Origin of the sequence: Thalassotalea fonticola (assembly GCF_032911225.1) — a bacterium.
In the GTDB taxonomy this organism is placed as follows: domain Bacteria; phylum Pseudomonadota; class Gammaproteobacteria; order Enterobacterales; family Alteromonadaceae; genus Thalassotalea_A; species Thalassotalea_A fonticola.
In genome coordinates this window covers 1,911,256-1,936,684 of the sequence record NZ_CP136600.1, presented here as the reverse complement: position 1 = coordinate 1,936,684, position 25,429 = coordinate 1,911,256, and the positions used below count along the sequence as shown (strand labels likewise).

At 39.0% G+C, this 25,429-nt stretch carries 25 protein-coding genes; 12 read left to right on the top strand and 13 right to left on the bottom strand.

Annotated features, from left to right (window positions below):
- Positions 1–37 precede the first annotated feature (37 nt).
- From RI844_RS07815 to blaDIM, 8 genes are all read left to right on the top strand, one after another.
- Positions 38–727, top strand: a complete 690-nt coding sequence (locus tag RI844_RS07815; RefSeq protein WP_348397887.1) for an aspartate/glutamate racemase family protein — start codon at positions 38–40, stop codon at positions 725–727.
- 184 nt (positions 728–911) lie between these two features.
- Positions 912–1,271 carry a VOC family protein gene (locus tag RI844_RS07810; RefSeq protein WP_348397886.1) on the top strand — a complete coding sequence of 120 codons (360 nt, stop codon included), beginning with the start codon at positions 912–914 and terminating at the stop codon, positions 1,269–1,271.
- A 117-nt stretch (positions 1,272–1,388) separates the two neighbouring features.
- Positions 1,389–1,829 carry an SRPBCC family protein gene (locus tag RI844_RS07805; RefSeq protein ID WP_348397885.1) on the top strand — a complete coding sequence of 147 codons (441 nt, stop codon included), beginning with the start codon at positions 1,389–1,391 and terminating at the stop codon, positions 1,827–1,829.
- A 123-nt stretch (positions 1,830–1,952) separates the two neighbouring features.
- The gene (locus tag RI844_RS07800; RefSeq protein ID WP_348397884.1) at positions 1,953–3,095 is read left to right on the top strand and encodes a serine hydrolase domain-containing protein; all 1,143 of its coding nucleotides are present in this window, start codon (positions 1,953–1,955) and stop codon (positions 3,093–3,095) included.
- Between the two features lie 273 nt (positions 3,096–3,368).
- A complete protein-coding gene (locus tag RI844_RS07795; RefSeq protein WP_348397883.1) occupies positions 3,369–4,394 on the top strand; it encodes a S41 family peptidase in 1,026 nt (341 codons plus the stop codon).
- A gap of 361 nt (positions 4,395–4,755) precedes the next feature.
- On the top strand, positions 4,756–5,103 hold the full coding sequence (locus RI844_RS07790; protein WP_348397882.1) for a cupin domain-containing protein: 348 nt from the start codon (positions 4,756–4,758) through the stop codon (positions 5,101–5,103).
- A 95-nt stretch (positions 5,104–5,198) separates the two neighbouring features.
- A complete protein-coding gene (locus RI844_RS07785; protein ID WP_348397881.1) occupies positions 5,199–5,396 on the top strand; it encodes a hypothetical protein in 198 nt (65 codons plus the stop codon).
- 35 nt (positions 5,397–5,431) lie between these two features.
- Positions 5,432–6,175, top strand: a complete 744-nt coding sequence (gene blaDIM / locus RI844_RS07780) for a DIM/SIM/IMP family subclass B1 metallo-beta-lactamase (protein WP_405054467.1) — start codon at positions 5,432–5,434, stop codon at positions 6,173–6,175.
- Here the strand turns inward: blaDIM and RI844_RS07775 are convergent, their stop codons facing one another.
- From RI844_RS07775 to RI844_RS07750, 6 genes are all read right to left on the bottom strand, one after another.
- The gene (locus RI844_RS07775) at positions 6,176–6,943 is read right to left on the bottom strand and encodes a TatD family hydrolase (protein ID WP_348397880.1); all 768 of its coding nucleotides are present in this window, start codon (positions 6,941–6,943) and stop codon (positions 6,176–6,178) included.
- Positions 6,944–6,960: 17 nt separating this feature from the next.
- Entirely contained in the window at positions 6,961–7,494 is a 534-nt protein-coding gene (locus RI844_RS07770; protein ID WP_348397879.1) for a response regulator transcription factor, read from the bottom strand.
- Positions 7,491–8,750, bottom strand: a complete 1,260-nt coding sequence (locus RI844_RS07765) for a sensor histidine kinase (protein WP_348397878.1) — start codon at positions 8,748–8,750, stop codon at positions 7,491–7,493. Before RI844_RS07765 ends, RI844_RS07770 begins: the two co-directional genes overlap by 4 nt.
- Positions 8,751–8,895: 145 nt before the next feature.
- Entirely contained in the window at positions 8,896–9,426 is a 531-nt protein-coding gene (locus RI844_RS07760) for a TlpA family protein disulfide reductase (protein WP_348397877.1), read from the bottom strand.
- On the bottom strand, positions 9,423–10,670 hold the full coding sequence (locus tag RI844_RS07755) for an exo-alpha-sialidase (protein WP_348397876.1): 1,248 nt from the start codon (positions 10,668–10,670) through the stop codon (positions 9,423–9,425). Before RI844_RS07755 ends, RI844_RS07760 begins: the two co-directional genes overlap by 4 nt.
- Positions 10,671–10,683: 13 nt before the next feature.
- Complete coding sequence (locus tag RI844_RS07750; RefSeq protein WP_348397875.1) at positions 10,684–12,786, bottom strand: TonB-dependent receptor; 2,103 nt, start codon at positions 12,784–12,786, stop codon at positions 10,684–10,686.
- Positions 12,787–13,113: 327 nt separating this feature from the next.
- On the opposite strand from RI844_RS07750, the gene mrcB reads away from it, so the two are divergent.
- The 3 genes from mrcB (at position 13,114) to RI844_RS07735 (ending at position 16,321) form a co-directional block, all read left to right on the top strand.
- Entirely contained in the window at positions 13,114–15,384 is a 2,271-nt protein-coding gene (gene mrcB / locus RI844_RS07745) for a penicillin-binding protein 1B (protein WP_348397874.1), read from the top strand.
- Positions 15,385–15,401: 17 nt separating this feature from the next.
- Entirely contained in the window at positions 15,402–15,809 is a 408-nt protein-coding gene (locus RI844_RS07740) for a hypothetical protein (RefSeq protein WP_348397873.1), read from the top strand.
- Positions 15,810–15,997: 188 nt separating this feature from the next.
- The gene (locus RI844_RS07735) at positions 15,998–16,321 is read left to right on the top strand and encodes a hypothetical protein (RefSeq protein WP_348397872.1); all 324 of its coding nucleotides are present in this window, start codon (positions 15,998–16,000) and stop codon (positions 16,319–16,321) included.
- Between the two features lie 7 nt (positions 16,322–16,328).
- Here RI844_RS07735 and RI844_RS20325 read toward each other — a convergent pair whose 3' ends face one another.
- The 5 genes from RI844_RS20325 to RI844_RS07710 all read right to left on the bottom strand — a co-directional run bounded on the left by RI844_RS20325 (position 16,329) and on the right by RI844_RS07710 (position 22,511).
- Positions 16,329–17,435 (bottom strand): Flp family type IVb pilin, encoded by a 1,107-nt coding sequence (locus RI844_RS20325; RefSeq protein WP_348397871.1) that lies wholly within the window; start codon positions 17,433–17,435, stop codon positions 16,329–16,331.
- Between the two features lie 547 nt (positions 17,436–17,982).
- Positions 17,983–19,722, bottom strand: a complete 1,740-nt coding sequence (gene argS, locus RI844_RS07725) for an arginine--tRNA ligase (RefSeq protein ID WP_348397870.1) — start codon at positions 19,720–19,722, stop codon at positions 17,983–17,985.
- Positions 19,723–19,761: 39 nt separating this feature from the next.
- Positions 19,762–21,342 carry a peptide chain release factor 3 gene (prfC, locus tag RI844_RS07720; RefSeq protein ID WP_348397869.1) on the bottom strand — a complete coding sequence of 527 codons (1,581 nt, stop codon included), beginning with the start codon at positions 21,340–21,342 and terminating at the stop codon, positions 19,762–19,764.
- A gap of 227 nt (positions 21,343–21,569) precedes the next feature.
- Positions 21,570–22,016 carry a ribosomal protein S18-alanine N-acetyltransferase gene (gene rimI / locus RI844_RS07715; RefSeq protein ID WP_348397868.1) on the bottom strand — a complete coding sequence of 149 codons (447 nt, stop codon included), beginning with the start codon at positions 22,014–22,016 and terminating at the stop codon, positions 21,570–21,572.
- A gap of 30 nt (positions 22,017–22,046) precedes the next feature.
- Entirely contained in the window at positions 22,047–22,511 is a 465-nt protein-coding gene (locus RI844_RS07710; protein WP_348397867.1) for a hypothetical protein, read from the bottom strand.
- 218 nt (positions 22,512–22,729) lie between these two features.
- On the opposite strand from RI844_RS07710, the gene RI844_RS07705 reads away from it, so the two are divergent.
- The gene (locus RI844_RS07705) at positions 22,730–23,272 is read left to right on the top strand and encodes an outer membrane beta-barrel protein (protein WP_348397866.1); all 543 of its coding nucleotides are present in this window, start codon (positions 22,730–22,732) and stop codon (positions 23,270–23,272) included.
- 18 nt (positions 23,273–23,290) lie between these two features.
- Here RI844_RS07705 and RI844_RS07700 read toward each other — a convergent pair whose 3' ends face one another.
- Both RI844_RS07700 and RI844_RS07695 read right to left on the bottom strand, forming a co-directional pair.
- Positions 23,291–23,980, bottom strand: a complete 690-nt coding sequence (locus tag RI844_RS07700) for a TIGR01621 family pseudouridine synthase (RefSeq protein WP_348397865.1) — start codon at positions 23,978–23,980, stop codon at positions 23,291–23,293.
- Positions 23,977–25,341 carry a Na+/H+ antiporter NhaC family protein gene (locus RI844_RS07695; RefSeq protein ID WP_348397864.1) on the bottom strand — a complete coding sequence of 455 codons (1,365 nt, stop codon included), beginning with the start codon at positions 25,339–25,341 and terminating at the stop codon, positions 23,977–23,979. Before RI844_RS07695 ends, RI844_RS07700 begins: the two co-directional genes overlap by 4 nt.
- Between the last annotated feature and the right edge of the window lie 88 nt (positions 25,342–25,429).

Sequence of the window (25,429 nt, the reverse complement as noted above, 5' to 3'; positions counted from 1 at the left end):
AACATCACTTAAACACAACTAACCCTACTGAGGTAATATGAAAACAATCGGCCTGTTAGGCGGTATGAGCTGGGAAAGTTCAGTTGGTTACTATCGAACAATTAATGAAGGTGTTAAAACGGCGCTTGGCGGCCTACATTCGGCAAAAATAGTAATGTGTAGCGTCGACTTCGAGCCGATAGAAAAATTACAACATGAAGGCGACTGGCAAGGTACTGCAAAAATACTTAGCCAAGCAGCTAAAAGTGTACAATCGGCAGGTGCTGACTTTTTGCTTATATGCACAAATACCATGCATAAAGTAGCGCCACAAATTGAAGCCGCCATTGATATTCCGGTACTTCATATCGCTGATGCTACAGCAGACGTCCTAGTCAAAAAAGGAATTAAAACGGTTGGTTTGCTTGGTACTGCTTTTACTATGGAGCAAGACTTTTATAAGGGCCGGTTGAGTGAATATTATGGTTTAACTGTTCTCACACCAAACCAAGAAGATAGAGCCATTATTCACAATGTGATTTATAAAGAACTTGTTTTAGGTAAAACACTGCCTGCTTCTAAAGCGGAATATTTAAGAATTATTAATTCATTAGCTGAACAAGGCGCTGAGGCGGTAATTCTTGGCTGCACTGAAATTGGTATGTTAGTTCAACAAACTGATACTAACGTAACACTGCTAGATACCACCTATATCCACGCACAAAAAGCCGTCGAACAGGCTATTTAAAACACCTACATTTGTATATACAAATGTAGCCAAAATCTTAATTTCACCAAACCAAATGCATTTCGTTGCTTTAAATTTTTTTTAACGTTAAATTAACAACTTAAATGGAAAAGGTAACATTTTAAATTATAAAGTGTAGTTTTTTTCTTAATAATACTGTTAGGTGAAAGGAGACTTAGCCTCTATGGATAATCCATCAACTTTATTAGTCGTTCATGATCTCCTTGTTTCGAGAGATTTCTACGTTGGTATTCTCGGTCTAACACTTGTTGAAGAACATGAGGACAGTTTAAAGCTTAAAAGTGGTTCGCATAATGTGTTTATGTTTCAAGGTACAATGGAAGCAATAAGCTATGAGCACGGATATAACTCAAATTCATCATTGGTGCTTACTGTCAGTAACTTGGATGAAAAAATTAATGAGTTAAAATCTAAAGGTGTAGTTTTTATCCATAAATCACCTAATGAAAATAGGTGGGGTCGCTATGCCGCTTTTAAAGACCCTTCAGGGATCGTAAATGAATTAATGGAGTTTTTCACCTAACAAGCAAATAAATTAGGACAAATAACAGTTGGTTCTTGCTCCTTCGTCGCTTATTTTAACCAACTGATATTTGCCCATTATTAGGGCGTTAGGTGTCAATCAAGTACGGAGGCAATCATGGCAGAAATAAATCATCAAGTTGGTATTAAAGCATCGCCCGAAAAAATATATGAGTTACTTACTACTGATTTAGGTCTATCTCAATGGTGGACAAATGACATTTCAGGAGCAGGCGAAGTCGGTTCAATTATTCAGTTTCGTTTCAATGGAGGAGGCCCTGATTTTTCAGTAACTAAACTAATTCCCAATAAACTTGTGAAGTGGGAACATTCAGGCGCTGTGCCTGATGCATGGATGGATACGGAGATTGAATTTCAATTAAGAGTTGAGGAAACTCAAACGTTTGTCCGCTTTAAACATTCTAACTGGAAAGAATCTTCTGATTTTATGGCTCATTGCAGTACTAAATGGGCAGTATTTTTACTTAGCCTTAAAGAGGCCCTTGAAAGTGGAACTGGTAAACCTTTTCCAAATGATATTCATATAGATCATTCATAAAATTATACGCGAAAGAGCACCTAACAAGGGCTTTCAAAACGGACAAATAACAGTTGGTTTTGCTCCTGCGTCGCTTATTTTAACCAACTATTATTTGCCCGTTAAATGGGCGTTAGGTAATTAATGAAACTTCAAAGCTCTGTTATATTTTTCTTATTATTTATATTAATTGGCTGTAATAGCAATAAACGTGAAGATACACCTACTCATCCTTTTAAAAATATTCAAGAGGTGAGTAAATCTCTATCTCAAGAATTGCTGCAAGAGTATCAAAGTGGAACCTTTGAGGGGAGTGTTTTGATTACCCATAGAGGTTCAATTTTGCTAAAAGAGTCTTATGGGCAAGCTGATAGAAATCGAAACTTAAAGAATACCAGTACTTCAATATCAGATATGGGGTCTATAGCCAAAAGTTTTACAGCCGCAGCGATACTGCAATTAGTTGCCAGAGACAAAATTAAACTAGATGACACAATTGGTCTTTTTTTCAGTAAAGTGCCAATAGATAAACAACATATAACAATAAAACAACTTTTGTCACACTCAAGTGGAATGGATAACTTCCACAATGACTCTGATTTTGACGTTATGAGTAAAGATGAGGCTATCCGAATAATTCTAACTATGCCTTTAATTGCCGCTCCTAATGAAAAAGTTGCATACTCAAATGCAGCATATACCCTATTAGCAGCAATTGTTGAGAAAAGAACTAATCAATCGTTCCTGACATATATTGAACAAAATATACTAACACCATTGTCTCTTTCGAGTACGGGGTTTTATGGCGATAAACGTATATTGAACGCAAGGCTAACGAGGGGATATGGCGGTGAAGACAGTGGCTCAACAACTTTTGAAAAAGGACTTACTTGGGCTTTAACAGGAGCTGGAGGAATGGTTTCTTCAACAGAAGATTTAAACCTATGGTTCTTAGCTCTTTTGGATGGAGAGCTTTTTCCTTCTGGCTTTAATAACTTAACATTATTGACCGTTAATAATAAATGGAAGCTTGGGAATTTACGACACTTTAAATCTTGGGGAGCGGATATTTTATATGTAGGTGGTAGCACAGCCTATGGTTACACAGCAGCAATGCTAAATTTACCAGAATACGATATTAATATAATATTGATGTTAAATGCCTATGGTGATAAGTATGATAATGCAACTCACCAAAAACTGAATAAAAATCATATAGTACCAATTCTTTTAAAGGGGGCTAGTGTACTTAAATTACCCAACAAGCAAATTAATCAGGACAAATAACAGTTGGTTTTTGCTCCTGCGTCGTTTATTTTGACCAACTATTTTTAGCCTCTTAATGAGCCGTTAACTTGCACTTCAAATTTTTCGCTTGCTGAGAGGTAGGTGTAAAAATAAAGTTTTTTGGTTTGGTGTTTAAAATAAAAATCAGTCTGCAATTTAAAGTTAAATTCAGGTAAAGTGCAGACCTCAAACAGTTTTGTTATGTGCATAAAAATAAAAGCGCTGGCAAGTCATTTAAACTTGTTACGCGACAATATTCATAGAGGAAATACAATGAAAGTTAGAAATGGAATTATAGGAAGCTGCTTGGTTATTTTGTCCTCGTTGGCCCATGCTGAGATCAGTTCTATTGATAAAAATAGTATATTGAATGCGCTTACCAGCAACATTAAGCAACAATATGTTGAAATAAAAAAGATAGATAAAATTTCAAGCGCTCTTGCAAGGTTTAAAGTCAGCCCTGCATTTAGTCATAGCCAGACAGAAGAACAATTTGCCTCTTTATTAACCGCAGAATTACAAAATATAGACAAGCACTTTGCAGTGCAATGGCGAAATCCAAATGAAAGCCAAAATCAGCAAATAAAGCATGAACCTTGGTTTACCAAATTAAGTCGAAAAAACTCAGGGTTTAATCGAGTTGAAATACTCGATGGTAATATAGGTTATGTAGATTTTTGGGGGTTTGATGCATTGTCAGAAAATTCAAGAAAAATCGCAGAAGGTGTAATGGGTTTTGTGTCTAATGTAGACGCTCTGGTATTTGACCTTCGTAAAAACGGTGGCGGCAGTGCTGAAATGGTGCAGTTAATTAGTAGTTATTTTTTAAAACCGAATACCCATTTAAACAGTATTTATTGGCGAACGACCGACACCACTCGTGAATTTCGTACCTTTGAAAAAGTTAATGGCTCAGTCAATTTAACTACACCCATATACATACTAACTAGCGGTGATACGTTTTCTGCGGCTGAAGAATTCGCTTATAACTTAAAGCACCTTAAGCGAGCCACGTTAGTGGGTGAAACTACCAAAGGTGGAGCAAACCCCTGGCAGTTTTTTGAGTTAGGAAGTGGTTTTAGGGCTAGCATCCCTATCGCTAAGGCAGTTAATCCGACAACAAAAACAAATTGGGAGTCAGTTGGTGTTAAGCCACAGATTGAAGTATCACGCGAGAATGCCTTAGATGTGGCGTATAAAATGGCGCTTGATCAAGTTAAAAAGTCAGCAAGTGATGAATACCAAGTAAAAGAAATTAATGACAAACTTGTGGAATTGTCGCGTGACAAACAAGGATAGGTTGTGCGAAGCCACAACATAATCCTGTTATTGGACTAGCTCGATATGCTGGCGTACTCTATGCGGATAGTAAATATATTCGAAGTGTTGTAATTGGTTGGTATTTCGCTTCAGAGAGGTCCGTGCATAACTCAAATATTTTTTGTTATGTGCATAAAATAATAGCGGTGCCCGATCATTAAACCTGTCACTCACAAAATTAAACTTAGCTGTTACACTAAAACTGCTTTAACATCAGTGGGGTGAGCAGTTAACAAATTGCTCAATCGGTAAATTACTACGGTCACGTTTTTTGTTAAATACGCAAAAAGCCCACCATGTAACCACCCATTAATAAGGCATTGAACAGAGAAACTCATTGATGATCAGAAACTTTCTTGAAACAAAAAAGCAAATTCAACCAGCACACGATGGAGAAGGAGTTACAGAGTTATATGAAATTTGGGGTAAATCAGACTTCTTAAGTAATTGTGATTTTATTGATCGACAAGTGATACCTCCTAACTCTACTGTTGGTTATCATACACACGGCAATAACGAAGAAATGTATATTATTCTCGAAGGTACAGGAACAATGACTATTGCTAATCAACAAATAAAAATTAAGAAAGGTGACATGATTAAAAACCCACCTTATGGTGAGCATGGATTAGTAAATGACTCAGCTTTTAATATTGACTTGTTAATAATCCAACTGAGCCTTGAGTAATGTGCATTTCAAGGCAATTAAACGGACAAAACAATTGCCATTGTTAGTGCTTCACTATTTTAGCCTCATTAAGGGGCGTAATAAAAATATAACTAATGGAGAACAGTATTAAAGTAATTGTTAGTTTACTTTGTATATTCCTTTTATCATCTTGTGTTTATTATGGTACTACACATGAGATTGGTAACGATGCTAAAGCAGCATGTGCTGGTGGTTCAGCAAAAGAAAATAAACAGTGTCGAGTCGAAGCAAGAGAACTCAATAAATCCATAGAAAAGCAAGTGCAGCGTTAATTCACATTTCAACAGTTAAAACGAAACAGATAATAATGAAAATAATATTTACACTTTTACTCTCATCTCTAGCATTTAGCGTATTTGCCAAAAATCAGCCGGCAAAATTGAAAATTAAAGAAATTGATAAAGACGTTTACCTACATACTTCCTTTAAACAAGTAGAGGGCTATGGTTTAGTCGATTCAAATGGTTTAATTGTGATTGACGAAAATCAGGCGTTTATCATCGACACTCCTTGGTCTAAACATGATACTAAGGTGTTGATAAACTGGATCGAAAAGCAAGGTTATGAACTAAAAGCCAGTATTTCGACCCATTCTCACGATGACCGTTCGGCTGGAATTGGTATACTCAATTCAAAATCTATTCCTACGTTTACATCCAAGTTAACCCATGAATTTCTTGTTAAAGACAGTAAGCCGACAGCAACTAATATATTTGATAAAGATGAGTTCTCATTGAAGAAAGGCCATATAGAGGTATTTTATCCGGGCGCTGGTCATACAGAAGATAACTTAGTGGTATGGTTACCAAAAACAGGGATTTTGTTTGGAGGTTGTTTAGTCAGAAGTCTTGACTGGAGTAGTCTTGGTTATATTGGTGATGCGTCGGTAGACAGTTGGTCCAACTCTATTGCTAGTATTAAGTCCAAATATGCAGACATTAAAATGGTTGTTCCAGGACATGGTAAAATCGGCAATAAACAAATATTGGAGCATACTATTAATTTGGCAGATGCAGCGGTTAATAAATCTAGGGATGCGCAGACGCCTTGATTAATTTTGTACCTTAAAATTGAACATTTGCTTTAGGTTGTTTTCGATACTTTCTTGTAATACTTCCGGGCTTTCATCTCTAAGATTGCAAAGGTGACTAAATACATTCACTATTTTTTCAGGCGAATTGATCTCTCCTTGAAACCCTTCTAGTGGCATTGCCGGCGCGTCAGTTTCTAGAACTATGCTATCTAACGGCAATTTCTTCACCGCTTTAATGGTTTTAATGGCTCTAGGGTAGGTAATAGTGCCACCTATACCTAACTTAAAACCTAAATCGATATAGGCTTTTGCTTGTTGGTAACTGCCTGAAAATGCGTGAATAATACCACCTTTGGTTAAGTTCACGTGTTTAAGTTCAGGCACTATTAATTGATGGCTTTTACGATGATGAACAACAACCGGTAAGTCATGTTTTTTAGCAATATGCAGCTGTTTAACAAAATATTCAGTTTGTTTATCAATATCTTCAATCGCGCCATCTATACCAATTTCGCCTACAGCAATTAAGTCATGTTTGCCGAGCAATTGTTCAAGCAACATCAAATCATCTTCGCTTGCTTTTGCTATCCACCATGGATGTAAGCCTAAACATGGCCAAGCGGAAGGATATTTTAGACAAAGCTGTAGTACTCGTGGCCAACGCTTAGCAGTAATACCAGGAACGATAAAACGATTTATGTTTAGTTTGGCGCAGCGCTTAATAAGTTCATTGCGGTCGGCGTCAAACTCGGTGAAATCTAAATGGCAGTGGCTGTCGGTAAACATGTTTTTGCTGTACTACCTCAGTCCTTCACCGCAAAGCTGGGGCGCCGCTGTAACTTACGTTGCAGAGTTCTTCTGTGCATAGATAATTGCCTCGCTGTTGCCGAAATATTACCGTCGTTGAATTTTAATGCTTGGTTGATATGCTCCCACTCATACTGCTCAGAGGTTAAAGTATCTGTTTCTACTTCTTCGGCAATATCTATTTTTTTGCCATGCATTGCAGAGAGTAAGGTTTGAGAATCAACCGGTTTTGCTAAGTAATCGTCAGCACCTAATTTTATCGCATCAACTGCTGTTGCTATACTCGCATAGCCAGTCATTAATATTATGCGCGCTTGTGGTTGTAATTTTCTTAATGCGCTAATGTACTTCAAGCCACTATCGTCATGCAGCTTCATATCCAATAATATCACTTCCGGCGAAAACTCCTCACATTCAATCAGCCCTTGTGTGCCATTGTCAAAGTGACGACATTGATGACCATGTTTAGTTAACCTTCTCATTAACACTGATGCTAATGCCTGATCGTCTTCAATAATTAACGTTCTCATTTTACTGCCTTACTGCATATTTGAGCTGGAGGTTGCAATGGCAAGCTAATCATTACCAGCGCACCACCTTGTGGGTGATTGCTTAATGTTAATCTGCCTCCTAGGCGTTCAAAGCTAGCATTACTTAAAAACATTGCCATGCCTAAACCTTGCTCACTGTGTATTGGGTTATGGCCGATTTGATTAAAGTGCTCTGCTGAAAATCCTTTGCCAAAATCTCTAATAGACAAATGTAACTGCTCATTCATCACTTTACTCGCAAATGATACTTTTTGTAGCTGTTTTTTGGCTGATGCCTTAATAGCATTATTGAGCACATTTAAAATTGCCGGCAGCAGGGAACTGTCGGAAGTCAGAAATAGCCCTTTCGATGTAGTGTCTGGTAGATCATATTCAACATCTACATTTGGATAATTTAAGTTGGAATGGTTTTTAATTTGTTCAAATAGGCTATCAATATTTATTAACTGTTTTACGTTATTCTTGATCTCTAATGACATTTCTCTAAAAGAATGTAGGTTATTACTGCAGCGCTCTACTTGTACATTCAATTCTGCCAGTATGGAAGGATTATGAGTTTCTTCCATCAGCTCATCCGTTAATAATCTAATGGTTGCAAGCGGGGTAGCCAGATCATGGGTAACTTGTGCTGAAGCTAAACCCAGAGCGATAATCTTCTCCTGCTTTAATTGTTTTTCTCGGTACTTGGCAATGGTTATTTCGTTCGAGATAATAGCTTTAGCCATTCTTGAAATCACTAGAGAAACCACCGCCGCCGAAAATATAAAGTTGATCCACATACCAATAAAATGACCTTGCATATTACCGTGCATAACATGCATCGGCATAAGCCAAAGTAACAAACTGTAGGTTAGCAATGCATACGTGGTGATTAAAGTCAGTTGTAATGTTGGTAATGTTACCGCCGCAATGGCAATTGGTATCAACAACAAAGATACAAACGAATTGGTTGCTCCACCACTAAAATACAGTAAACAACCCAGAAAACAGATGTCTGCCAGTAGTTGAATGAAAAGATTTAATTTTTGTTTATCAATATTAACTTTGCAATATAAATAACAACCGATATTAAATAATGCTTCAAGAGCGATAATAAAAAATATTGGCAGCCAGGGTAAATCATACTCGAGAAAAAGGTGTACAAAAGCCACTAATACTATCTGGATAATGATAGAGCAACTACGTAACAGAATAACGGTATTAATTAATGACAGTTTTGCTGGGTTATATAACATTTTGTTGATATTTATCTGCTAAACAAGTTAAAAGTTTTAAATGTGGTGTTAAGGATTATCATACCTGAGTTTACAAAATTGTAACTGTTTTAAATCAATAAACCCTAAGTAACACTTAGGGTTTTAGCATTCGGTGCAGCGAATGCTAATGTCTACTGTTATGTTGTGTAATTAACATCTTGTTATTGCTGTAAATTAACCACTTGTTTAATAATTCCTCCCCGACTAAGCCGCTTTTACCGTAAAATTTCCCTGTTGCATCAACAAAGTAACTTCTGGGTAATTCGCCATACCAGTCAGGATCTATTACATACCTGTTGATATCGCTTTGTCCGTCTAAAAAATAGAAATGCTGCAAGCTTTGCAATTGATATTCATTAATAATTTGTTGGCGTTCAGCTGCTGTTACTTGCTCATCGATATTAACAATTACAATGGCTAAATTTTCATGTTTTTGGCTCATGTTTTTGAGCAATTTTAGTTCTTTGAAGCAAGGAGGGCAATCAACAGACCACAGTAACATTAACCACTTCTTCCCCATATGTTGTTGTTTTATTTGAGCAAGTTCATCAGCGTTAAAAGCTGTTTCGTTGGCCCATACTGCTTTGCTATTTAGTGTACTTATGAACAAAAATAACATAACCAAGATGAGTTTCTTATTGCTAAAAGTAATCATATCGCGCTTATCCAATGACCTTGTTTAGGTCGCTGCCATGACACATAGTTAATATTGCCATGTTTAATAAGAAAAGGCCGGTCGGCACCAAATTTTGACTGAGCCAATTGCTTCGCTGGTGCAAACGTTTTGCCATTATCTGTAGAGCTTTGTAGCCATAACTGATGCTCAATGCCATTGAATTGAGTCCAGACAATATCAACTTTATTCTGGTTTTGAATTACATGTGGGTGGGATGCTTGGCCAGACAACTCTCCGATATGCAATGGTGTTGTTAAGCTTTTCCCGGCATCAATGGAAGAGGCATAAAATATCCCTTTGCCTTTATCACCTTGATTAAACCATACCATATGGTAACGGTTGTTTTTATCGATACTTAGGCCACCTCCTTGATGTGGGCAACCGTTAATTTGCCAGTGATCATGACTAATTTGTGTTAGAGCTGGTTTTTGCTGGCCACCTAACGTTAACAAGGCAAACTCTCTAATATTATCACCAAAAATATGGCGCCAAAAAATTGCTAAGTCACCATTTGGGTTGGCATCTAAGGCAATGCGGCAACATACGCAAGTACCATTTGCCAACTGTTGGTTGCTAAATTCTGTCTTATTTTTACTTGGGTTTGCCTGGCCAATAAATAAGGCCGAGCCATTAGCTGTTTTGCCTTGTTTACGTAATTCATAGGCTAAACGGCCATCTAACCAAACAATGCTAACCTCACCATTTGCACTTACATGCAGTTCATTAAAACTGTGCCCAGTTAATAAGTTGTCATTGTTCACTGTCAGTACAGTAGAGAAATGTTCACCATAATCACTTGAATAGCTAAACCTTATATCGGCAGTATATTTTTTCTGTTTCGGGGTTGCCCACGATAGATACACTCCATTGGCATTATCAAAAGCAATTTTTGGGCGATTTTCATTACGAGCTGAGATTTTTTCTTTTATATTACTAACTTGTCGGGTAGCAGAAAAGCTCAATCCTTTATCGGTTGATACTTGGTAGTACAAGCGTTGTTCATGGCTCCATAATCGCCATAAATCACCATTTGGGGCAAAGGCTGATGTGACTGTTTTTGCACAACGAATTTCAGCAGTGTCACATTGTTGAGATTGATTTTGGACACTTTCTTTGTGCTTCATATGTTGATGCTCTTCACTTGCGTTGACAGTATTTGTCAGCAGGAAGGAGGCAGCAATTGTTAGCTGAATTAAGCGGGTAATAATATTTTCTAAATTCATAGTTCTGCCCCCGTTAGAATTGATAGTTTAAGCCAGCATAAATTGTTCTTGGCGCACCGGGAGAATAAACTGTGTTGCCATAGCGGTACTCAACTTCCTGAGCGTATTCTTCATCGGCAATATTTAATACTCGACCATGCAAAGCCAGTTTCGCTGTTAGCTGATAACGTGCTTTCAAATTTGCTACGGTATAGCCATCGTAAATTCGGTCTTTGCCTGAATCATCATTACTGTTTGCATCGTCAAGCCAGTATTCACCAATTGATTGTATCTCCAGCATAGTAGTTAAACCTTGCACGAAATTTGGCGTATAACGAAATCGAATATTGCCAATGTAATCAGGGGCCATTTTCATTTCATTACCAGAAAAATCTTCATGTTGATCAAATTCATGTTTTGCTTTGCTGAACGCTAAATTGATATTAAATTGGTTGCTCACTTGCCAGTCTGTCGCAAACTCAATTCCTTTATGAATAACCCGGCTGGCATTGGTTAAATAACGTTGGTTTTGTTCGTTGTAAGCATGCACTATGCCATCATCAACATCCATGTAATATATGGCAGCATCAAAAGTAATGTTGTTGAAATTTGCTTTATAGCCCACTTCATAAGTGTCAGATACTTCCGGGTCTACGGCTTTTATGTCTTCACTGTCTTTGGTGCTTAAGTGATATAAACTGCCCGCTGTAGGAATACGAAAACTGTTTGCGTAACGCAGATAAATACTGCTGATTTCGTTTAAATGATAGTTTAAACTTGCTTTCGGACTGAGATGGTTAAAGCTGTCCGAGCGGTTTGCTAAACTTAACTTACCATGCCCTATATCACCATAACTGCCTAAATGATTATCAAATTTATATTTTGCATAATCATAACGCGCACCTAAGGTCAGTGTTAAGCTGTCGGACAGTGGTTGTTGGTGCTGAAAATAGGGCGAAATGCCAGTATATTCGGTTGTATCATCGTAGAATTTTTCCCCCTTAGTGTAAGTATCTGCACCCCAACCGGAAGTGGTAAAGTCGAGCGGTTGGTACGATAATTGGTCACCTTCGGTAAATTCAATATCAACACCAATCGTTGTTTCACTGCTGTCGTTATACTCAAAGTTGGCTAAGGCTAGCAGTCCAAATGTTGTTACTTCAGACTCAACTTTTGGCATGTTTTGATTCCATGTAGCGGTGTAATCATTGGTACGCATGCGTAAATATGGGATCAACGAGTACAAGTTATCGTCATTATTGATGTCCCACTGGGTCGACAAGCGCATATATTTAGTTTTTCGCAATGGATCATTTGCTAATACAATATCTGACAGACCAGAGTTAGTTTTATCATTTTTATACAGTTCTTCAGTTAAGCCTGCGGCCATTTCTTGTTCTAAATCTGAAACTACCAGTGATGTAGTCAGTTTTTGAGCGGCTGATATTTCAGCTTCATGACGTAAGGTTATTTCTGCTTTTTGAGAGCCGGTATGCTCACGCCAGCCTTCATTATCTAGAAAAGAGAGTGATACTCTAAATCCTTGGTTACTCGAAATACTGTTACTGTGGCTTGCTTGAATTTTATTGTAATTATCTTCGCCTGCCATGAGAGATAGTTCAGTTTCTGGCAATTCGGTAACTTCTTTAGAGAGAATATTAATTGTAGCGGCAACAGCTCCTGAGCCATAAAGTGCGGTGCCGGCTCCTTTTAGTACTTCCATGCGAGCAACATTTGAATTAAAGCTAGACCACCACAAAGCATTGTGGTTAAAAAATGCAGGAGATTGTAGCGGAATATTATCCTGCAAATACAAGTAGTAACCACTAGTGTTGATGGGCATTCGTATAGCCGTTTTATGTCCTTGGCCACCAGATAATTGATCAATTAAAACCCCAGAAATGCTGTTCAGTGATTCTGCGACATGCTGGCCATTATCCAATTTAAGTTCATCTTCACTAATACCATGCACCGACATGGCTAAATCTGTATCGAGTGTTGCTTTGCGGCTTGCTGTAACGGTAATTCTTTCGACATTGTCAAATTGTTCGTTTGGAGCAATAGAGTCTTCGGCTAATGTGTAAAAAGAATTCGTGATCAAAGGTAGAAGTAAATAAAATCGAATCGTACTGTTCATAATGTTACTTTTTGAAATTAAATGTTTGAATATGTATTTATGGTATCGAATATTTGTGCTGTTGCAGTGTGACAGAATGTCGCACTTGGCAAGTTAGTTGCGATATTTACTTGATTTAGGTCAATTCAATGCGAGATAGGTGATTTAGCGCAAAGTAAAAACCTTGAGTATTATCAAAAGTAATTAATTTCTCGATTATTGGCAAGATATCTATTACGACATTATGAACAAGCATATAATACTATTCTCATTGGTATAAGATGAGGTAGGAGTTTTACTAACTTTAATGTTAATTAACTCAATTTGAACAGATAAATAGAGGTTAATTTGGCGCAACAAAAGAAAAGGTTCACTCAACGATTATGGTTGAAATTACTGTTTATTACAGCTGTTGGTTTTTCAGTAGTTGTGGTTTATCTCGATTTTGCCATTCGTACAACATTTACCGATAAAAAATGGTCTGTTCCTTCTACCGTTTATGCGCGTCCTCTAGAACTATATAACGGTGCGAGTTTAAGTATTGATGATTTAACCATTGAGTTAAAGCAATTGGGCTATCAATTTGTAAATAACATCAGTCAGCCCGGGCAAGTAATGATCGAAGGGGGGCTAGTTCATTTATATACCCCAGGGTTTCAGTTTAGTGACTACCTTGAGCCTGAACGTCAAATTGAAATGACCCTGAAAAATAACGCTGTTACGCATTTAATTACCAGCGACGGCGCTGAATTAGTGCGGTTAGAGCCCGTAGTTATTGGTGGAATATATCCCGCCCACAATGAAGACCGATTGTTAGTTGAACTGTCTGAGGTGCCAATGCCATTGCAAAACATGCTAGTGGCCGTTGAAGATGATAACTTTTATCAGCACTTTGGTATTTCTCCGCGCGGTATTGCTCGCGCGGCGCTTGCTAACATTAAGGGAGGCGTTATTTCTCAAGGCGCGTCGACACTAACTCAGCAGTTAATTAAAAACTTCTATTTAAGTTCAGAACGTACTTTTTCACGTAAAGCGAAAGAAGCATTAATGGCCTTGTTGCTTGAGCTTCACTTTAGTAAAAGCGAGATTTTAGAAGGTTACATCAATGAAGTATATCTTGGTCAAGATGGTCCCAGGGAGATACACGGTTTTGGTTTAGCCAGCCAGTATTATTTCAGGCGGCCCTTGGCGGAGTTGTCTATTGAGCAACAAGCCATGTTGGTGGCTTTGGTACGAGGTGCTAATTATTATAATCCATGGCGCAACCCTAAACGGGCATTAAGTCGTAGAAACTTGGTGTTAGATATTGCCGTTCGTGAACAATATCTTGATGAAACAACCGCTGAACGTGCGAAAAAACAACCCTTAACCATGGGGGAAAGAGGCGACTCTAATATTAAGCGCTACCCTGCATACCTTGATTTAGTAAGGCGACAACTGCAACGAGATTATAAAGCCGAAGATCTTAGCTCTAATGGTTTATCAATATTTACCCATTTTGATCCATTAGTACAATCCAGTGCTGAAGAGAGTTTAAATACAGCCATTGCCAAACATGAGGCCAGTGGTCAAAGTACCGCGCTTGAAGGCGCGGTAGTTATAACCAGGCCAAATACCGGTGCAGTGATAGCAATTGTTGGTGGCCGAGATGCACGTTATGCGGGGTTTAACCGTGCCATAGATGCTCGCAGACAGGTAGGGTCACTGCTTAAACCTGCTGTGTATTTAACTGCTATTGAACAACCTGAAATATACAACCTTGCTTCTCTTCTTAATGATGAAGAATATTCGCAGCAGTTACCGAATGGCAACCAATGGAACCCTAAAAATTATGATCAACTGAGTCATGGTGATGTTCTTTTATATAGGGCATTAGCTAATTCATACAATCAAGCAACTGCGCGCTTAGGTAACCAAATTGGCTTAGAAACTATTATTAAAACGATTAATCGTTTAGGGATCGAACAGCCCCTGGCTGCATTGCCTTCTATTACGCTGGGCGCCGTTGGAATGGCACCAATTGAAGTAGGGCAGATGTTTCAAACCATGTCGGCTGACGGGTTTTATACGCCGCTGCTGGCGATAAATGCGGTTATAGAGCCGAGCGGAACACTATTAAATAGCTACCCTTTGGCGGTTGAACAGAGGTTTGATCCTGCATCTATCTATATCCTACGTCATGCCTTACAAGCTGCAACCCATGAAGGCACCGGCAAAGCGCTTGATTGGCTGTTACCCAAATTTCCTGTGGCAGGAAAAACTGGCACAACGAATGACTTACGCGATAGCTGGTTTGCCGGATTTTCAGGTGATATGATGGCGGTAGTTTGGCTTGGCCGAGACGATAATGCCAGTACGGGGTTAACCGGGGCAAGTGGCGCATTAAGGGTGTGGGCTGATATATTCAGTGAGCGCTCCGTGTTACCTATTCAGAATTTACCGCCAGAAAACATTGAAATAGTATGGGTTGATAATGATACTGGCCAAGGCAGTCAAGAGTCTTGCTCTAATGCCATTGCGTTGCCCTTTGTCGCAGGCTATGAACCTAGTGAAGAAATACGGTGTCGCCAGGGGCTAGAAAGAGTTATCGATTGGTTTCGTGATTTAATAGATAATTAAGAGTATTGAGAGAAGTATTGAAATTGCATAAAAAATTAGCTTTGCTGTGTTTATCATGGGTTTTAACCGCATGTTCAACTACGCCAGTGACCGAAGAAAAAACTCAACCAATACCTACCGTTAAGGCTAAACCCGCCCCGGTAGATGATACTGCAGAAGCTCCTACGGCCGTTGTTGAGCTGTTTGAAAAAGCCGAGCAACAACTCCATGATGGTGATGATTCTGCGGCGTCATTATCTTTAGAGAGAGCAATTCGAATAGCTCCTCGCTACCCAGAAAGTTATTATCGTTTGGGGAAACTACGCTTTGCTCAATCTCGTTTTGAGCAAGCTCGCGCACTTGCTCAAAAAGCGATTAGTCTTGGTGCCAGTGGTTGGCTTCGTTGGCAAGCAGAAAAATTAGTGGAATCATCTAACCAGCATTAGCATTTAACAAATACTGACATCATTTCAAATCCCAAGGAGTGTAATTTTTGATTAGGTAATTATTGAAAACTACATTTAGATCAAGAAAATGAGCAATTTTATCGAGTATTATCAATTTAATAAAAAATGGATAATGGTAATTTGTTTATATGCTGTATTTATACTTTGGTTATTTTGTTGTTCAGTTTGTGCCTTTAATTGAGAGACTATTTTTTTCAAATATTTCAATTTTAGCGATGTTTTTCTCTGTTGTAGTATTTTTACTTTGGTCATTTGTTCCGGTGTTAGGCTATCTTTTGGCGAAACTATTAAAAGCGAATGGAACCTTAAATAAATATTTTCTATTTGCTTTTGGCGCAGGCGCGGGCTTAATTGAAAATGGTTTGTATTATTTTGATATTTTAACTTACGATGAAAATTTTTTAGTTACATTTTCGATGTGCATGTTGTTTTTTATTTGTGCTTATATATCAATAGATAAAACTAAGACTTGCTTCGCAAAGGCAAGTTAATTATAAATTATTTAACTGCTTTCTTCTTAGCTTTGCTGTTTGAAAACTTTCGACTTGCAATGAATGCTGCAATTAAAAGGAGCAGCAATAGCAATAGCCATGTCAACTTAGATTGATCTGTTGTTATTTTATTTGAAACAGCATCGTTTTCAGTGCCTGACACTACATTTGAATCCATTCCATCAGAAGCTGAACTGTCTGAGCCAGAACCATCTGGATCAGACCCATTCAAGCCAGAGCCACCTGAAGCAGAGTTATCTAAACCAGTACCACCTGCACCAGAACCACCTGGGTCAGAGCCTCCTGCCCCTGAGTCTTCAGAGCCTGAACCTTCTGAGCCAGAACCTCCTGAGCCAGAACCTCCTGAGTCAGAACCTCCTGAGCCAGAACCACTTGAGCCAGAGCCACCTGAGCCAGAGCCACCTGAGCCAGAGCCACCTGAGCCAGAGCCACTTGAGCCAGAGCCACTTGAGCCAGAGCCACTTGAGCCAGAGCCACTTGAGCCTGAGCCACTTGAACTAGAACCGTTAGAGCCACTTGAGCCTGAGCCACTTGAACTAGAACCGCTAGAGCCACCTGAGTCAGAGTCACCTGAGCCAGAACTATCTGAGCCAGAACTATCTGAGCCAGAACTATCTGAGCCAGAACTTCCTGAATCAGAACCAGCCGAGCCAGAACCAGCTGAACCAGAGTCGCCTAAGCCAGAGTCGCCTAAGCCAGAGCCACCTGAGCCAGAGCCACCTGAGCCAGAACCTCCTGAGCCAGAGTCTCCTGAGCCAGAGTCTCCTGAGCCAGAACCACCTGAGCCAGAGCCACCTGAGCCAGAGCCACCTGAGCCAGAGCCACCTGAGCCAGAACCTCCTGAGCCAGAACCTCCTGAGCCAGAACCACTTGAACCAGAGCCACCTGAGTCAGAGCCACCTGAGTCAGAGCCACCTGAACCGCTTGAACCACCAGATTCAACACCTTGAGCCAACTCTATTATGGAATTACCTGCATCGTCGCCGAGGGAGGAAAAACTGCCGACAACACCAATAGAAATTAAGCCAGAAATAATAGCATACTCAATAGCTGTAAGGCCTGATTGCTTTCTTGTAATGGCTGGAATTTTCACTAGTTACTCATTTGTTAATATTTTTATATACTTTTAAAAGTAGTACAAGTCGAAGAGTTTAGCCTAATTTTTTCACAAACTTATGACCATCCATGGCAGTTTTCATTCTTTCTCCCTGAAGTAACAAGTTTAAAGCTGCCAGTTGCAATTTGCTTTATACCAATCCGTATAATGATCTGGTCATTGAGTAATTCATATAAACAACACATGAGTTCCCCTTCGGGAATGTATATAAAGCTTGATAACTTCCTGAACAAATTGTCGGGAACAATTTATCTCTGCTTTGTAGCCATTTGGGCTGAAGGCAGGGATGTCTGAAGTCAATTTCAAAAAGATATTCCCTACATGGATGTAGGAGATAAGAGCAATGCAGGAGCAATTGCCGGGAATAACTATCTATTCAAACTTTCAATTGTTTTAAAGCTTTCTATATCATTATCAATTGATCACATCATTACGCGAACTGGTATTACTTCGTCACTGAAGTCAAAAAAGGCCTGCAATTGCAGACCTTTGTTAAATAAAGTTGTGTCCCGTTATAAAGAATTTACATTCTTTCCATTACTTCAATACCCAGAAGATCTAAGCCTTGCTCCAGAGTACGGGCAATAACATTACATAAGCGTAAACGGGATAGCTTAACTTCTTCAGTAACATCATCTTTAAGAATTGGACAAGCTTCGTAAAAGCTCATGTACAAACTTGCTAACTCGTATAAGTAGTTACACAACAGGTTAGGCGTACATTCGCTGATCACTGCGTCTAATACTTCTTCAAACTGCATTAACTTAACCGCCAAGGCTTTTTCTTGTGGCTCAGAAATTATCATATCAGCGGTGATAGAGTTTGCTTCTACACCTGCTTTTCTGAAAATACTTTGCACTCGAGTAAATGCGTATTGTAAGTAAGGTGCCGTGGCCCCTTCAAAGCTGAGCATGGTTTTCCAGTTAAAGATGTAATCTGACGTACGATTTTTCGATAAATCAGCGTATTTAACTGCGCCAATACCTACTTTACGAGCTATTTCGCTACGTTCTTCAACTGAAAAATCAGCAATTTTATCAGCCATTAACTCGGTTGCACGAGTTACGGCTTCTTCCAGCAACTCAGCAAGTTTAATCGTACCACCGGTACGCGTTTTAAATGGCTTGCCATCATCACCCATCATCATGCCAAACGGGCAATGATCGTAACCAGTAGTTTCAGGTAGGAAGCCTGCGTTACGTGCAGTAACTTCTACTTGTTTAAAATGGTGAGCTTGGCGTGCATCAGTAAAAATAATAATTCTATCTGCAGCTAAATCGTCACTACGATATCTACATGCTGATAAATCTGTTGTTGCGTACAAGTAGCCGCCACCAGATTTTTGCACGATAAATACTGACGGCTCACCGTCTTTGTTAGCCATTTCTTTAATGAAAACAACTTTAGCGCCTTGGTCTTCAACAGCAATGCCTTTTTCCATTAGCTCGTTAATAACGTTAGGTAAGTCTGGATTGTAAGCACTTTCACCCATGATATCGTCACGCGTCAGCGTTACATTTAATGCATCATAAATCTCTTCTGAGTGATGAATAGAAATATCGATGAACTGTTTCCATAACACTAAGCAATCAGTATCGCCGCCTTGTAATTTCACCACGAAATCACGAGCACGGTCAGCAAAACCTTCTTCTTCGTCAAAACGAATTTTTGCTTCTCGATAGAAATTTTCTAAATCAGCAAGGGCAGTTTCAGCCACTTCGTTGCTATTAAGTTTATCGCTTAAGTGGGCGAGCAACATACCAAACTGTGTACCCCAGTCACCCATATGGTTTTGACGGATAACTTTTTCACCACGAAATTCTAAGGCACGAACTACAGCATCACCAATAATGGTTGAACGTAAATGACCTACGTGCATTTCTTTTGCGAGGTTGGGGGCAGAGTAGTCTACAACAACAGTTTTAGGTGTTGGATTTTGGCTAACATTCAAGTGCTCGTCATTTGCCGCAATAGCTAACTGTTCGGCTAGCCAAGCTTTGTTCAAATGAATGTTGATAAAACCTGGGCCAGCAAGTTCTAGTTTTTCAGCAATATCGCTAATATCTAGGTTATCCAGTACCTTTTGCGCTAACTCTCTTGGATTAGTTTTTAATTTTTTCGCTGCGCCCATTACCCCGTTTGCTTGATAATCACCAAATTGTGGTCGAGATGAAGCACTTACTGCTGGGTTAGTATCTTCTGGTAGGCCGGCTGCAACCATGGCAGCTTTTACTTTTTCATTTAAAAGTTGACGAATATTCATAGTATCTTCTGTCTAAATCTCTAATTATTACAATTGGTATTAATGTTCACGGGTCTTATTGAAACTTACTTCAGGGTAACGTTCCTGAGTTAGGTTTAAATTAACCATTGTAGGGGCAATATACGTTAAGTTATCACCGCCATCTAAAGCTAAATGGTCGTAAGCTTTTTTCTCAAATGTAGTCATTACTTTTACATCTTCACAGCTCACCCAGCGGGCAGTTGCCACTGAAATTGGTTCGTACAACGCATCAACGTTATATTCATTTTTCAGGCGATGTACAACAACTTCAAACTGCAACACACCAACGGCGCCAACGATCATATCGTTGTTACTCATAGGTCTGAACACTTGCACGGCACCTTCTTCTGAAAGTTGAATAAGACCTTTTTGTAATTGTTTCGCTTTTAATGGATCACGCAAACGTATACGACGGAACATTTCAGGAGCAAAGTTTGGAATGCCACTAAACTTCATCTCTTCACCAGCGGTAAAGGTATCGCCAATTTGAATTGAACCATGGTTATGCAAACCAATAATGTCACCAGCATAAGCTTCTTCAACATTAGAGCGATCGCCAGCCATAAAGGTTACCGCGTCAGCAATTTTAACGTCTTTGCCAATACGTACTTGGCGCATTTTCATGCCTTTGGTATAGCTACCTGAGCAAATACGCATAAAGGCAATGCGGTCACGATGTTTTGGGTCCATGTTGGCCTGTATTTTAAATACAAATCCTGAGAACTTCTCTTCTGTAGCTGTAACTTCGCGCTTGTCTGTAACTCGAGGTTGTGGTGTAGGAGCCCATTCAGTTAAACCGTCAAGCATGTGATCAACACCAAAGTTGCCTAGTGCAGTACCAAAATATACCGGTGTTAACTCGCCAGCTAAGAATTCTTCTAGGTTAAACTCATGACAAGCACCTATTACTAATTCTAATTCTTCACGTAAGTCTTCCGCAAAAGCGCCAACCGCCACATCAAGTTCAGGATTATCCAAGCCTTTGATCACTACTTTTTCTTGAATGGTATGGCCTTGCCCCGTTTTGTATAAAATAGCTTCGTCAGTTAACAGGTTATATACGCCTTTAAACTCTTTCCCCATGCCAATTGGCCAGGTAATAGGTGCACATTTTATTTTTAAAACTTCTTCAACTTCATCCATTACTTCTACTGGATCACGTACATCACGGTCCATTTTATTCATAAATGTAATGATTGGGGTATCACGCAATCGGGTGACTTCCATTAATTTAACGGTACGGTCCTCTACACCTTTAGCGGTGTCAATTACCATTAAACAAGAATCAACCGCAGTCAGCGTACGATAAGTATCTTCGGAGAAATCTTCATGACCAGGAGTATCTAGTAAGTTTACTAAGCAATCTTGATAAGGAAACTGCATAACAGAGGTGGTAATTGAAATACCACGGTCTTTTTCCATTTCCATCCAGTCAGACTTGGCATGTTGGCCAGACTTCTTACCTTTTACCGTGCCGGCTTTTTGTAACGCTTGACCAAAGAGTAATACTTTTTCAGTAATAGTTGTCTTACCCGCATCCGGGTGACTGATGATGGCGAAAGTTCTGCGCTTGCTCACTTCCTGCTGTTGAATTGTCATGTTTTACAATTACTCGCTGCTTAATAAATTTGGTGTTATCTGGATGTTTATGCTCGTGCTTTAAAAGTATACCGGCATAAAAGCGCAGTATTATACAGAAATAGAAACGCTTAAGCAGTAATTATGACTGATTTTACTGCGAAAATTTGTATTAGCTGTGAATAAAAATCAAAAACGTATATTGTTGGGGGATTAACCAGTTAAAATTATTGATTTGAAGTGGATATTTACAGCGATAAACTCATAACTAATGCATCTTCATACCCTATGGCTGCAGGGTAGTAACCCGTACGGCGGTGGACTTGCATAAAACCATTGTTCATATAAAGCATTTGCGCGGCAATATTTTTAGCGCGGACTTCTAAATGGCACTTCACTACCTGTTTTTCCTTGGCTATATTAAGAAAGTCAGATAGCAGTAATTGACCGTAGCCTTTACCTTGAAAATCTGGATGAACGCAAATTTCCATCAAGGTAAATTCATCGATAACCAAGTCGCCAACATAAAACCCTACAGCTTTATTATTAACGATTAATTGCTTGGTAACATACCTGCCACCAATACAGCTTAACAGCGTTTTTCTAGTCCACGGAAATGGGTTACTGGCGGTTTCGATAGCATATATTACGTCAACATGGTTTTTATTGAAGTTGTTAATTACTGACTTAGTCATGGTGAATAGAGTGCTCTAAAGTGAATAAATTTAATTATTACCATCGTTTAAATGGCTGCAAAGACAGGCCCAAAGTGCAACTTTTAAATTATTATCTTTTGTTAACTGGTCTAAATTAGGCGTATTAAGAGTTTGCTGATAGTAGTCGCATTTGTCATCACTGTTAAATTGCCATAACAAACCATCTAGTTGAACGCCTGTTGTAGTTAACGATGCTTTCGATTTATCGCAGTTTAAAGCAAGTAATATGTCGGCGCTCAAAGGATGAGTAAGAAATTGCTCTATGTTGTCAAAGTTATGTTTAATCTCGCTTTCTTGTTCAACATTTTTAGCCGCCTTAATTGTATTATTGGTATCGGCAACCTTAGGCTCTGATGAAACTTTTTCAACTTCTGTTTGAGGTAAGTTATCTTTTGGAAAAAACTCAGCCCGACTTTGCCATAGGCTCACACCCATAGTATGCAAATATTGAAATTGTCGTTCACTGATATTCATAATTTCTTGCTTAACAACTAACCTTTTAAACTGAGTTAATGATGACAGAATCGATAATATCGCACAATAAAAGATTGCTAAGCTGGCAAAATAAACCATTAAGCCTATTTATTATGCTATTGATACAAAAAGTTGCGATTCATTACATTGTTTGGCTTAAATAATTAATTATCGACATTCATACTTAAAGGGAAATAATAAAAGTTTAGGATAATAAAATGTTAAAAACTTCAGTCAAAAAAACGTTCCTTACGCCTATAGCTGCCCTTGCTCTTATGGGAATATCAAATCAAGCTATTGCTGATATCTATATCGGCGCTGGTGCTTATCAATCTGAAACCGAAGGTGTTCCCACCAATGATGATGACGAAGTAAGCGCGTTTTTTCTTGGTTACAACTTTATTGATACCAATATCTTCATGTTCTCAGTTGAAGGTGGTTATTATGATTTAGGCAGCTTCTCAGGTGAAGCCTATGGTAGTAATTATAAGTCTGAAGCTGAAGCCTATACTGTCGCTGGCGTTGCCTACCTTCCGGTAGGACCATTTCTAGAAGTTTACGCTAAAGCCGGTGTTGCTTTTGTTGAAGGCGAAACAGTAATTAATGGTGACAAGCATAGTGATGATGGTGAAGAAGCTTTTGGCGGGATAGGAATGTCTATTGATATTCTTGATACGTTAGACATTTATGCCGAGTATTTAGTATTTGACAATGAAATTGAATCAGAAATTGCCGGTGTCGGTGTGCGCTTAGCGTTTTAGAATGTTGGCTTAAAGTGACTATTTAGGCCAGTTTAATAACCATGGCTGGCCTATGTTTTCTAGTATCTGTTTAAACTGTTGAATTTGAAAATATTCACCTGTGCTGGGGAGCTGTATAAATTCAAACTGCTCATCATTTAATTCAAACTTTAACGCATATGCATGCAGGTAACCTCGATCAGAATTGTCACTGGGATTGTAAATAGGATCGCCAGCAATGTTGCTACCAATACTGTTTAACGCCACTCTAATTTGATGAGTTTTGCCGCTTAATGGTCGAACAATAAATAACCTTACTTTAGGCAGTAACGCATAAGAAAAAAACTGGGTTATCGCTGGATTCAACATGGTTCGGGCTAAACGCCAACTACTGCGCCTACTTTTTTCCATGTCGCCTTTTATCCAACCCTGCTTTTTCTTCGGCTTATCTTTACTGATGGCGAGATAGAATTTCTGTATTTTGTGTTGTTCAAATAACTTACCTAATTGCGCAGCAACTGCTTTATTTTTTGCAAATAAGACTAGACCAGAAGTCATTTTATCAAGCCGATGAACCGGATATAACTCTTCGTAGTTTTGTGCCTGTTTAACTACATTAAACAGGCCGGCTCCTAATTCGTCTTCATCGTGAAAATTAACGTTTTCAGCTTTATTGACGACAACAAAGTCGGTGTTTTCAAAAACAATTGCAAAGGGCTGTTTACTCATATCTGAACAGATGCACCGACAATTAAGAAACCAATGATTGTTAATGTGGCAGCAAACAATGAATACGGCAGTTGTGTTTTAACATGTTCAAAATGATCACAACCACTAGCAATAGAGGCGACAACGGTAGAGTCTGAAATTGGTGATGCGTGATCACCAAATACACCGCCACTTAACACTGCAGCAACTAGAAATGGCACCGGTAAACCAGTATCTAATGCGATAGGAACCGCAATAGGTATGAGTAAAGCAAAAGTACCCCAAGATGTACCCGTTGAAAATGCCATGATCCCGGCGGCTAAAAATATTAGTGGTGCAATTAAAATTAAAGGAAAGTCGCTACTTATCAAACTACTAACGTAAGTACCAGTGCCGAGCGCTTTAATGGCATCGCCAAAGGCAAACGATAACACTAGAATAGTCACTGCAGGCAGCATATTTTTAAGGCCTTTAATAAAGCCGTCGGTAAGTTCTTTTAGGGTAAGTAATTTATAAGCGAAAATCATTACAATCAATAACGCTAATGCTGAAACTATGGCAACAAAGACTGAAAATGAACCAGAGCCACGACGAATATCTCCATCACCCGTTACCCATAAAAGCACCAAGGTTAGCACTAATAAGCTGATCATTGGTAGCCACATTACACGAGCTTTAGCCGGCTTAATATAGTCAACATCAGATGGCGATTGCATTAATTGGTCACACTTGGCCATAGGTCCGTAAACCTTACCGCTGTAGGCTGTATAATAAGCAAGCAGTACCGCAATTATCGCATAGAAGTTATAGGTTAGAGTGCCCAGTAAAACGCTTACAGGATCTGCCAGGTTATAACCATCTAATAAACCTAATAAGTATGCGCCCCAGCCATTGATAAGAAATAGAACACTAATTGGCGAGCAGGTAGAGTCAAGAAGGTAGGCTAATTTGGCTCTGCTAATGCCGTGTTGATCAAACAGTTTTTGCGACGCCATCCCCCCTGAAAACATACTTAAATTCGTATCGGTGAATATAGTTGTCCCTACTATGGTTGGTAGCAAGGTCGCTTGCCGTTTGGTTTTTACCAGACTTAAGTTTGCCAAGTTGTCGATGAAGCCTTGTACAGCGCCAGAGCGATTCATTAATTCAACTAATGCGCCAATCAATAAACTAAAAGCAATTATTTGTGCATTACCTGTAGAGCCGAACACATTCCCAACACCAGCTAATGTGTCTATACCTGCGGTTATTGGGTTCCAGCTTTCTAATAGCAAAAAGCATAAAAACAGACCGCTAATTAACGCTAAAATGGCATTTTTTCGCCAAATGGCAATAACAATAGCTAGAGCCGGGGGGAGTAAGGTAAAAGCGGATTCTTGCATAAACATAGATACTTAAAAAATTAAACAGCCCTTACTCTACATGGCAATGTTAACGAGTTCAAAGAAATGTTCGCAATTTCAGGCCGTT

Coding starts and splice junctions, on each gene's coding strand:
- argS (WP_348397870.1), bottom strand. CDS start 19,722: ATGAATATTCGTCAACTTTTAAATGAAAAAGTAAAAGCTGCCATGGTT.
- RI844_RS07705 (WP_348397866.1), top strand. CDS start 22,730: ATGTTAAAAACTTCAGTCAAAAAAACGTTCCTTACGCCTATAGCTGCC.
- rimI (WP_348397868.1), bottom strand. CDS start 22,016: ATGACTAAGTCAGTAATTAACAACTTCAATAAAAACCATGTTGACGTA.
- RI844_RS07805 (WP_348397885.1), top strand. CDS start 1,389: ATGGCAGAAATAAATCATCAAGTTGGTATTAAAGCATCGCCCGAAAAA.
- RI844_RS07785 (WP_348397881.1), top strand. CDS start 5,199: ATGGAGAACAGTATTAAAGTAATTGTTAGTTTACTTTGTATATTCCTT.
- RI844_RS07710 (WP_348397867.1), bottom strand. CDS start 22,511: ATGAATATCAGTGAACGACAATTTCAATATTTGCATACTATGGGTGTG.
- RI844_RS07700 (WP_348397865.1), bottom strand. CDS start 23,980: ATGAGTAAACAGCCCTTTGCAATTGTTTTTGAAAACACCGACTTTGTT.
- RI844_RS07765 (WP_348397878.1), bottom strand. CDS start 8,750: ATGTTATATAACCCAGCAAAACTGTCATTAATTAATACCGTTATTCTG.
- RI844_RS07800 (WP_348397884.1), top strand. CDS start 1,953: ATGAAACTTCAAAGCTCTGTTATATTTTTCTTATTATTTATATTAATT.
- RI844_RS07695 (WP_348397864.1), bottom strand. CDS start 25,341: ATGCAAGAATCCGCTTTTACCTTACTCCCCCCGGCTCTAGCTATTGTT.
- RI844_RS07770 (WP_348397879.1), bottom strand. CDS start 7,494: ATGAGAACGTTAATTATTGAAGACGATCAGGCATTAGCATCAGTGTTA.
- RI844_RS07760 (WP_348397877.1), bottom strand. CDS start 9,426: ATGATTACTTTTAGCAATAAGAAACTCATCTTGGTTATGTTATTTTTG.
- RI844_RS07750 (WP_348397875.1), bottom strand. CDS start 12,786: ATGAACAGTACGATTCGATTTTATTTACTTCTACCTTTGATCACGAAT.
- prfC (WP_348397869.1), bottom strand. CDS start 21,342: ATGACAATTCAACAGCAGGAAGTGAGCAAGCGCAGAACTTTCGCCATC.
- RI844_RS07775 (WP_348397880.1), bottom strand. CDS start 6,943: ATGTTTACCGACAGCCACTGCCATTTAGATTTCACCGAGTTTGACGCC.
- RI844_RS07795 (WP_348397883.1), top strand. CDS start 3,369: ATGAAAGTTAGAAATGGAATTATAGGAAGCTGCTTGGTTATTTTGTCC.
- RI844_RS07815 (WP_348397887.1), top strand. CDS start 38: ATGAAAACAATCGGCCTGTTAGGCGGTATGAGCTGGGAAAGTTCAGTT.
- RI844_RS07810 (WP_348397886.1), top strand. CDS start 912: ATGGATAATCCATCAACTTTATTAGTCGTTCATGATCTCCTTGTTTCG.
- RI844_RS07755 (WP_348397876.1), bottom strand. CDS start 10,670: ATGAATTTAGAAAATATTATTACCCGCTTAATTCAGCTAACAATTGCT.
- blaDIM (WP_405054467.1), top strand. CDS start 5,432: ATGAAAATAATATTTACACTTTTACTCTCATCTCTAGCATTTAGCGTA.
- RI844_RS07790 (WP_348397882.1), top strand. CDS start 4,756: ATGATCAGAAACTTTCTTGAAACAAAAAAGCAAATTCAACCAGCACAC.